Source organism: Trichococcus collinsii (assembly GCF_900107505.1).
Taxonomy (GTDB): Bacteria; Bacillota; Bacilli; order Lactobacillales; family Aerococcaceae; genus Trichococcus; species Trichococcus collinsii.
The window spans coordinates 1-7,852 of sequence record NZ_FNQH01000017.1 but is presented as its reverse complement, the minus strand read 5'-3'; the positions used below and the strand labels follow the sequence as shown (position 1 = coordinate 7,852).

At 39.2% G+C, this 7,852-nt stretch carries 8 protein-coding genes; all 8 read right to left on the bottom strand.

The window, feature by feature from the left end; all coding sequences use genetic code 11:
• The coding region (locus tag BLV66_RS15220) for a helix-turn-helix domain-containing protein (protein ID WP_143033148.1) at positions 1–371 on the bottom strand (371 nt) is incomplete at its 3' end.
• A gap of 584 nt (positions 372–955) precedes the next feature.
• The gene (locus tag BLV66_RS15215) at positions 956–1,339 is read right to left on the bottom strand and encodes a ubiquitination-like system serine protease family protein (protein WP_086987708.1); all 384 of its coding nucleotides are present in this window, start codon (positions 1,337–1,339) and stop codon (positions 956–958) included.
• Positions 1,329–2,495: a ThiF family adenylyltransferase gene (locus tag BLV66_RS15210; RefSeq protein WP_086987707.1), complete on the bottom strand. Its 1,167-nt coding sequence runs from the start codon at positions 2,493–2,495 to the stop codon at positions 1,329–1,331. The genes BLV66_RS15215 and BLV66_RS15210 overlap by 11 nt, the downstream gene beginning before the upstream one ends.
• Positions 2,470–2,715 (bottom strand): hypothetical protein, encoded by a 246-nt coding sequence (locus BLV66_RS15205; protein WP_086987706.1) that lies wholly within the window; start codon positions 2,713–2,715, stop codon positions 2,470–2,472. Before BLV66_RS15205 ends, BLV66_RS15210 begins: the two co-directional genes overlap by 26 nt.
• 172 nt (positions 2,716–2,887) lie before the next feature.
• Positions 2,888–3,880 (bottom strand): type II toxin-antitoxin system antitoxin SocA domain-containing protein, encoded by a 993-nt coding sequence (locus BLV66_RS15200; protein ID WP_086987704.1) that lies wholly within the window; start codon positions 3,878–3,880, stop codon positions 2,888–2,890.
• Positions 3,881–3,923: 43 nt separating this feature from the next.
• Positions 3,924–4,349, bottom strand: a complete 426-nt coding sequence (locus BLV66_RS15195) for a hypothetical protein (protein WP_086987703.1) — start codon at positions 4,347–4,349, stop codon at positions 3,924–3,926.
• 343 nt (positions 4,350–4,692) lie between these two features.
• A complete protein-coding gene (locus tag BLV66_RS15190) occupies positions 4,693–5,259 on the bottom strand; it encodes a recombinase family protein (protein ID WP_035067045.1) in 567 nt (188 codons plus the stop codon).
• Between the two features lie 222 nt (positions 5,260–5,481).
• The gene (locus BLV66_RS15185; protein ID WP_245826761.1) at positions 5,482–7,665 is read right to left on the bottom strand and encodes a heavy metal translocating P-type ATPase; all 2,184 of its coding nucleotides are present in this window, start codon (positions 7,663–7,665) and stop codon (positions 5,482–5,484) included.
• Between the last annotated feature and the right edge of the window lie 187 nt (positions 7,666–7,852).

The following is a 7,852-nucleotide window of genomic DNA, read 5'->3' as shown; positions in this document are numbered from 1 at the left end:
CCGGTGCTGAAATTTCTTGCAGCCATTTCCTTGAAATCAGCTAAATGGATCGGGATACTGGCATTTTTCCTGAAAAGAAAAAGGTCTCCGGACCCACTCACCACAGCTTTCTCCAACAGATCTTTTATGGCTGCCTGGTAGCCTGCTTGATAGTCGTCGGTTGTCTGTTCATCGGATTCGGTGCTTGCATCTGCTTCTTTTTTCCTGGCGATAAAGTCAGCGAGGTCTGATTGTTCTATCTGATAGCCTGTTTTTCTGGATTCTTGTACAGCTGGCAAGTCTCCTTGACGAATCCAACGCAATACGACTTGTCTAGAGCTCGTAAGGCCTTCTTTTTCTAGCATGTTGAGCACTTCAGAGACGTTTAACATGTGGCTCCCCCTCTCTTTTATCTTTACTTTACTATAACATAAAGTAAAGTAAAGATAAAAAGAAGATAGAGGATTCTAAAAAGATTTTTCTGTCGTTAATAGGCAGCTGTCTATTATGAAGGGTAGAGGGGCAGTCGTAGGTTTTTCAAGGTAACTTTTGTAATTGGTTTTTACCGCCCGCTGGAATACGGACAGGTGAGCAGATTGAAAAATTGCTACTTTCACGAGTGTTAAAAAAGGAAAAGGAGTGTTCAGAAAATGGTTCATTTCTGGACACTGTGTTTTTTATTATTTTTCTCTAAAAAGTCTGAACTGCATGTCCAGAAACCCATTATAAATTCTATGTCCAATTGATCAAGTACGATAAAGTTATGACATACTTATGAATTGGCCTTACTGAATAAACATAATGTATATACAACAAAGAATTTAATAAAACCGTATGAGGGAAAAGTTCCCATACGGTTTTATGAGGATATTGGGATAACACGCAATCAAAAATCCCCTTAGCGAATTATCTCCTCGGGGATCCATTTCTCACTTATAGATTCAGTTTCTACATTTATTTTTATAGAATGGTTCGTTTACTTCCTAAAAAAGTCGCTAATCCTACTTAGAATAGTGGCAATTATCGATTTTGAATTTTCTTTCATTTTGAGGTCGCGGTTATCTAATTGAATAACTTTTTCAATTTCTTCACTAGAATAATCATTGCCAAGCCAAACAACTTTACTGTTCCTAATATAATAGTGAGACTTACATTTATGTGTCCAATTACCAATTGATGGCGAAAAAGAAACAGTTTCCCCATCGTACGCTATCGACCAACGATTTGGAGCTAAGGATGTTACAATTTCATCTCCGCAACCACACGGGCATTTGTGCTTTGCAACATTATATTCTAGTGAAATGTAGATCGTTTCTTCGGAAATTTTCTCGGGAATGAATTCAACGAATTCATGCTTCATTATATAATTCCTCCTCGTCGATAGTGAAGGTAGAATTATAGTAACTTTCAGCACTTTGGTAAAATCCAAAATATTTTTTCCATGCAATTATCGCCTGTATCGCATTTAGAGCGTTTAGCTCAGCAATTTGTATGTTTTGTGCATATATGTCTTCATGCATATCCTCGTACATTGGTATCTTAATGAGTGAGGAGAGATTGTCTTTTGTTACCAGGGTTCTACGAAGAGAGCCTCTTAGAGAGTTATCAACCACAGTAACTCCAATTCCAACATCAATAAATGGTATTGAGTGTTTAACTAAATATGCTGTAATTGTTTTTTTGCATGTTGGTGAATCTAAGGAAAGAAAAACGAAATCACAATTCGACAGTAAATCCACATTTGTTTCATCTACATTTTCTGAATGAGCTACAACTCCATCTCTAAACGCATCATAAGTTTTTTTCAAAAAATCAACTTTTGACTGCTTCAAATGTAATTCTTCTACACTGACAACACTTGGCATTCTGTATGCATTATGATTGCATAGCGTGTCACCATCAAATATTGAAATGGTTTTTACAGGTGTTTTAGAAATAAAGTCAAGAATATATGAGCCCGTCCCCCCTAAACCAATGATAGCGATGTGGAGTCCTTTAAGTTTATTTGTAATTGAAGAAATTTCCGCTCTGGCAGTATTAGTATCGGGATAACGAAAAACACTATCCTCAGCATAAGCATGATAATCAAAGTTTTTTGGAGTCACACTTGAGTCAATTGAGATTGAAGGATGCCATAACAATTCAATATACCGCGAAAATTTAGCATAAAAATCAGGGTATGATCCAGTTGCAGGCTTTGAAGATAAATAAAATCGACCTTCAATTTGAGGTGATAATTCATGCCTAACCTCAGAATTTACAAAAGATGTTTGCCTCGCTCCACGTTTGTCACAAGGATAACTCCCGGTAAATCTCATGGTGTGATCTGTCTGAGTAACCGTATTTTGTCCAACTAAATTAAATGGACAATAAACAGAACCAAAATCTATATTTCCCTGCTCAGTTACGTAAGGCACTCCACTTACAACAATGTTATCTGATATTATTTTTATATCAAAGCCTTCTTCTTTAAGTTTCAGTAAATCAGGGTTATGATCTATTAGTTGAGTCGACATTTATACGCATATCCTCTTTCATTTTAATTAAGTCCCCATAAGAATACACATCTTTTTGCTTAGACTGATCATCGTTCTTTCTAGTAGTAGTAATTGTATATGATTGATTTTCAGGAAAATAAGAACCGAATGCTAAAGAAATCACTTCTTGAAAGGTATAATCTCTTTTTTCGACCTGCTTTGGAACTCCGTTAATCACTATTTGAATTATTTTGTTCATTTATATTTCCTCCAAATCAAAATATTTTGAATCAAATATTATCTGATTCTTTCTGTTTATTTTTAACCTACGAATAGTCAGTAGAGATTGACTAAATTACCACAGCATTAAGCTGGTGAGAAAATCCTGTAGAGATTGAACCTATGATGGAACCCAATTCTTTCTCATAAAATTAAGAATAAAGCTTACTAAATAAATCTTTTGAATAATCTTTAATATCCATTAAATTTAGCATTTTGTACTTTTCTTTCACGCTACTAAAGTAGGTATCTATTTCTTTTTTGGGAATAACTCTATCAGAACCTTCCCAATCATTTAGACCTTTTCTAGTTACTCGCCAAGGTTCTTCTGAATGCGTCATGTTCTCAAGAATTTTTCCACTATAACATCCAAAATAAAGAACAATATGATCCAACAATTCTTTTTCATCCTCAGTCAAATTAATATCACAAAAAGCTAAACCTTTTCCCTCAATAGGATTATAACCATATTCTCTATATTTCTCGTATACATTTCTATATACAGGGCCATGCACCCAAGCTTCACAATTTTCATCAAACATAAATGTACCTGTGAAAGCTTTTTGAAATCCCTGAGAAAAATATAATAGTTTCTGGAGTGCGAGTGGTGTAATCTCTGAAGTCTGCATTAATAAGTATTTAACTGCGGATTCAAGTTTACTAACCGCAGTATCATGCACTAAATTAATTTTATCCAGGGCATCCAGACTTTTTTTATAAGCAACCGGTGATATGTTCTCTTTATTTTTTTCCAATATTTCTCGATAAAATTTTTCATCTTCAAGGATTTGTCTAAGTAAATCAGAATAAATTTTAGAAGGAATATTCCCATCAACATATCGCGTCAGTGTCCCTTCTCCCCAACCAAGCAATAATGATAGTGGTCTCTTCCCAATATCATATTTTTCTAGAATTTTTTCAATAGTCTCTACACTAATTAAGTCCTCTTCATTTCTGTATGCAACATCCAGAGCATTCAAGTTATAATCTCTAATCTCAGGAATAAATATTTCTTCTTTGCACTCATCACAATGGGCTACTTTTCCAACATATCGAATTACTTTCCCTTTAATTTTTTTTTCTTTTTCAACTGTACTTACTCTGTATTCGACGATATCACGACATTGTTCGCAAAATCCTCTCATTAAAATTTCCTCCTTCTCATGTGCAGCCTAAGACTACAATTATCTATTTAAACAAATATGCAATTTCAAAATTTCTTCTATGAAAAGATACCAAAATAGTATAAAGATCTCCTTTTTGATTTTCAATCATATTCACTTTTATGTATATGTCAACAGTTTCCGGCGTCCCCCAAAAATCCAATTCATATTGCTTACAGAATATGTAGAGCACTTCATGAGAAAATCTTGTATTCTGATTTTCAACTGCATGACAAAAATCATCAAATTGCAAACCTAGGAGAATTTCGTGTTCTTTTTTCGTATCAATTTTGAAATCCTCGATAAAATCAATATTTTCTTGTCTATGCTCATTCTGAGATATTGAATAATTTCCGTCAATAATGCATTTTCTAAATTTATTCAAATATTCCTTAATCTCATCAGGCTTGAAGTTAAAGAATTTCTGAGGATTTTTCTTTTTTGAACTCAAATGACACACTCCCTACGTACAAGTTTAATGTTATTATACAGCCAATATATCTTTTTAGCAAATTTTTCGTACCAATTGATACGTTTTAAGAAAAAGAGACTTTTTGTGGTTGCTGAATAAGATACATAACCCACACATCTTAAAGAATTGGACCTAAAACCATTTCATGAATGCCATAAATGCTGATATCCGCCACATGAAATTACCAGCAGCACTGAAGGCTAGACAAGTTACTAATGGAAAAAATGATAAAGAAAAGCTGCCTTAATCCTTTAGATAAAGGATTAAGGCAACTTTTTAGTGAATGTATACTCAAAATACATCATCGCAATACTCATTCTATCTAACCCTCAGCACTTAATTGCATTATTCTTTTGTTACGAGTCAGGGTGCTCTTGCTGATACCGGTCATTTTCTCTACCTCTTTATAGGAATGATTCTTCAATAGATTCATGGCCAGATTGATTTGTTGCTGATTAAATTTCTTTGGTCGCCCTTCCCTGAAATCAGGTTTCTGTTTAGCCAGCTCTTTCCCTTCCTGCGTACGTTCCACAATCAAATCGCGTTCAAAATCCGCAAAAGCGCTGAAAATCGTGAAGATTAATCTTCCAGTGGACGTGTTTTCGATAATTCCTAAATTCAGCACGTTGATCCGCACGCCCTTCTCAAATAAGAGCTTGATCGTGTTCAATGCATCTTGCGTGCTGCGAGCGAAGCGATCCAGTTTCGTCACAACCAACGTATCTCCTGTCTCAATTTCCTGAAGGAGTTTTTGGAACTCGGGACGATCACTTTTTGTTCCGGTAATTTTCTCGAAGTAGACTCGGTCGCAGCGTTCCTCTTCGAGTTGACGTAGCTGTCCTTCTAGATCTTGTTGGCGGGTACTCACCCGTGCGTAGCCATATTTCATCTTTTTTCACCCTCACTTTTGAATATAAGTTATGACACACTTGTATCCCTTGATTCTACTAGAGCAAGGAAGCATAGTCAATACTCTTGAGTTTTGGTGATAGTGTACTAAAATAATTTTGAAAACCTTCATAAACCAAAAACGTCAAAACGCATCTGAAAGATCAAATGCATTTTGACGTTATTGGCTAATTTTATTGTTTCCTGATCGAATCGTGGAAATCTATTTCTTTAAAATCCGCATAGCATTGAGAACGGCTATTACCGTCACGCCGACATCTGCAAAAACCGCTTCCCACATGGTGGCAACCCCGAAAGCTCCCAGAAGGAGGAACAGTCCCTTCACTCCGAGGGCAAAGAAGATATTCTGCCATACAATGCGACGGGTATCCTTGGCCACCAGCATGGCGACCCCAATCTTGGAAGGCTTATCGTCCATAATTACCACGTCAGCCGCCTCAATGGCTGCATCTGACCCCAATCCCCCCATGGCAATCCCAATATCCGAACGGGCTAGAACGGGGGTGTCGTTGATTCCATCCCCCACGAAGGCGACTTTCTCATTTTTCTTTTTACGTGAGAGGATTTCTTCGAACTTTGTCACCTTATCTTGCGGCAACAACTCGCTGTAGACCTCTGTAATCCCCAGCTTCTGGGCGATTGCGTCCCCTACTGCTTTCGAGTCGCCAGTCAGCATAATGATATGCTTGATTCCAAGCTCCTTCATAGTTGCGATAGCGGCTGCGGCGTCCTCCTTAATGGCATCCGCAATCAAGAGATACCCAGCATATTTCCCTTCTATCGCAAGGTAAACAATTGTCCCGATTTCGGTTACTTCTTCGAAATTCACAGAGAATTTTTCCATTAGACGAGCATTTCCAGCCAGTATGATTTTCCCATCGATGGTGGCCTCGATACCGTGTCCGGGAATTTCGTTGTAAGTAGTAATTCTTTCTTCCTGGATCTCTTTTTCATATTTTTCTTTAATGGAATCCGCGATTGGGTGGGTGGAATGGGCTTCAGCATACGCTGCCATTTCCAGTAAGGCTTCCGTACTGATTTCTTTCTCGGGTTCAATCGCTGTTATCTCGAACTTTCCTTTCGTCAAAGTGCCGGTCTTATCCATCACTACGTACTTTAGGTCATTTAGAGCTTCCAGGTAATTACTTCCTTTCACTAATATGCCCTTCCGTGAAGAGGCTCCGATTCCGCCGAAAAAGCCAATAGGAATGGAGACAACCAATGCACACGGACAAGAAATAACTAAGAAAATAGCTGCCCGGTAAATCCATTCATCGAAAGTAGCTCCCGGGAACACCAACGGCGGCACAATGGCCAATAGGAACGCGGATACTACGACAACCGGCGTATAGTAGCGAGCAAATTTGGTGATAAACTGCTCGGTCGGTGCCTTTCTCCCACTTGCATTCTCAACCAGATCCAAGATTTTTTTCACGGTTGATTCCGAAAAAGGCTTCTCCACCGCTACTTTAAGCACCCCGTTCCGATTGATAAAACCGCTCAGCACCGAATCCGTAGGGCCTACGCTACGCGGTACGGATTCCCCAGTCAAGGCAGATGTATCCATAGCGGAAGTCCCTTCCACTACCTTCCCGTCCAATGGCACTTTTTCGCCAGGCCGGACAAGTATGAGATCACCCACTTTAATGGCTTCCGGAGCAACCTTTTGGGTACCATTTTCGGTTACCAAATTTGCATAATCAGGGCGGATATCCATCAACTCAGCGATTGAGCGACGGGACTTCGAAAGGGCGATATCTTGGAACAGTTCCCCTACCTGATAGAACAACATGACCGCAACGGCCTCTGGATATTCTTGAACATAGAAAGCAGCCAGCGTTGCAATCGTCATCAGAAAGTTTTCATCAAAAACCTGCCCGCGGAGCATGTTGCGGACGGCCCGCCAGACGATATCATAGCCGGCAATCAGGTAGGCAATTACAAACAGGGCAACAGAAATGCCTCCTGGAAGTGGCAGGAAGATACCGGATAGCATGAGGGAGAATCCAAGTACCAATCGAATGATGGTCGTTCGTGATTCATTTTCTTCCCCACCTTCTTCTTCCAGTTCCCCTTGTTCTAGTGTTTCTGCAGCCAGATTCATCGCCGTTGGATGGTTTCCGACTGTGAGCAAACGACCGTCGGCCTTATTCTTCAGGATTACAGCGGGCTCCAATTTATTCACTGTCTGTTTCACTTGGGAGAGGATTTGATCTTCCAGTTCCCCCGTCACCTCGAAACTCAAGGTTTGGGTCATGTAGTTCACGTTGCTGTTGGACACACCCGCCACCTTGGCGACGCCTCGCTCGACCTTGTTGGCACAATTGGCGCAGTCGATCCCATCAAGGATCCATTCGTAGTATTTTTTTCTTTCTTCTGGTTGGATATTCTTACTCTTGAGGGTGTCAAAATTGAGCAAGCGACCGTCGGCCTTGTTCTTCAAGACCACAGCGGGCTCCAATTTATTCACTTTCTGTTTCACTTGGGAGAGGATTTGATCTTCCTGTTCCCCCGTCACCTCGAAACTCAAGGTTTGAGTCATGTAGTTCACGTTGCTGTTGGCCACACCCGCC

Coding starts and splice junctions, on each gene's coding strand:
- BLV66_RS15200 (WP_086987704.1), bottom strand. CDS start 3,880: ATGAGAGGATTTTGCGAACAATGTCGTGATATCGTCGAATACAGAGTA.
- BLV66_RS15205 (WP_086987706.1), bottom strand. CDS start 2,715: ATGAACAAAATAATTCAAATAGTGATTAACGGAGTTCCAAAGCAGGTC.
- BLV66_RS15190 (WP_035067045.1), bottom strand. CDS start 5,259: ATGAAATATGGCTACGCACGGGTGAGTACCCGCCAACAAGATCTAGAA.
- BLV66_RS15210 (WP_086987707.1), bottom strand. CDS start 2,495: ATGTCGACTCAACTAATAGATCATAACCCTGATTTACTGAAACTTAAA.
- BLV66_RS15215 (WP_086987708.1), bottom strand. CDS start 1,339: ATGAAGCATGAATTCGTTGAATTCATTCCCGAGAAAATTTCCGAAGAA.